This window comes from Cuniculiplasma thermophilum (assembly GCF_052315355.1).
Lineage (GTDB): Archaea > Thermoplasmatota > Thermoplasmata > Thermoplasmatales > Thermoplasmataceae > Cuniculiplasma.
This window is the reverse complement of record NZ_JBLSDF010000073.1, coordinates 1-1,466: the sequence shown is the minus strand read 5'-3', so window position 1 is coordinate 1,466 and position 1,466 is coordinate 1. Positions and strand designations below refer to the sequence as shown.

Here is a 1,466-nt window from a genome sequence, read left to right as displayed (position 1 = left end):
GGGTATATCTGGAGGATCAGAAGAGTCAATTCAAATGGGAATCACTGGTTGCTCTGTCTGCAGTACAGAAGGAGATCATAGATGTAGTGATCAAAAATACCTAAAAAGATAGGTAATTAAATAATTGGATACCTACCTATCTGTTAGAAAATAGGACTTACTTATAGCTGTAAATGGGCCCGACCGGATTCGAACCGGTGACCTCCTCCGTGTCAGGGAGACATCATACCACTAGACTACGAGCCCTCACATAGCCATATAATCATGGATAATTAGCTTTTTTGTAAGTGATTAAGTAAGGCATATCTGGAATATAATAGTTTGAAAGTTTTTTTATTTTCTTTCTTTATTGATATTTAATTATGAGACTCTCCAAAACTCTATTTTTATATTTATTAAAGATGTGCCACAATGGAAAATGTACTGTTATGCCATGGTGGGGTTGGTTCAAAAAATAGATCAACGCCGGACATGGGAGGAATTGCAGAGAGTGCCTGGAATGATGACCCGCTTACTTCCGTTGTAAATGCAGTTGTAAATATGGAAGACGATCCACGGTTCAATGCTGGTACAGGTTCAGTAATAAGGATAGATGGTTCAGTCCAGATGGATGCAGCCGTGTCAATTCCTGGAAAATTTGGTTCAGTAATCGGCATCGAAATGGTAAAGAACCCCGTACTCGTAGCAAGGGACGTTATGGAGAAGACACCCCATATAATGCTTGCCGGATCAGGAGCTTTGGATTTCGCGAGACGTTGTGGTTATGAGGCATATGATCCGAGAACCGATCGGAGCAAGGAAGCCTATAAAAAAATGATTAAAGGAATCAGGGATAATATGTCTGAAAATGAGAAATATTTGGAGTTCAGGAGGATGATAGAACAGGGGATAATAGAGGAACCTCACGATACTGTGGGGGCTGTGACCAGAATAAATGGAAAGTTCGCCGCAGCTGTTTCAACTGGAGGTGCATCTCCAATGATGAAGGGAAGGGTAGGTGATGTTCCAGTCCCTGGTGCAGGGATATATTGCGGAGCGGATGGGGCAGTTGTTGCGACGGGAATAGGTGAGGAAATTGCAAAAAGGGTACTTTGTTATAGAATTTACAGTAAAATTGGTAGTATGCCCTTAAAATCTATAATCGAAAAGGAAATTGATTACTTTGGTAGTAACCTTGCAGGAATAATAGCACTATCCAGAAGTGAGATGGCATATTTTTCCAACGGTTCGATGGGCACTGATCTCTATGTGGAAAAAATATGATCGAAAGTAAGAAATTAATTTCCTATTCCTTAAAAGATATATGAAGACCCGGGATATCATGGCGATAGTATCCCGAATTTTGTGTAAGAACAAATGAAATGACTCCATCAACAATGGATAAATTTCATGAAACATAAAAGGATGCCTCCTTAGAACAACCAAAGGAGGCAATGAATAATGGAAGAGTTTGATAAAAAGATATC

The 1,466-nt window shown here is 39.8% G+C and carries 1 protein-coding gene and 1 tRNA gene; one reads left to right on the top strand and one right to left on the bottom strand.

Features of this window, described 5'->3' with window-relative positions:
* Positions 1 to 174 precede the first annotated feature (174 nt).
* Positions 175 to 246, bottom strand: a tRNA-Val gene (locus ACNF42_RS08635).
* Positions 247 to 411: 165 nt separating this feature from the next.
* Here ACNF42_RS08635 and ACNF42_RS08630 point away from each other — a divergent pair.
* Entirely contained in the window at positions 412 to 1,263 is an 852-nt protein-coding gene (locus ACNF42_RS08630) for an isoaspartyl peptidase/L-asparaginase (RefSeq protein WP_443340367.1), read from the top strand.
* Positions 1,264 to 1,466: the final 203 nt, after the last annotated feature.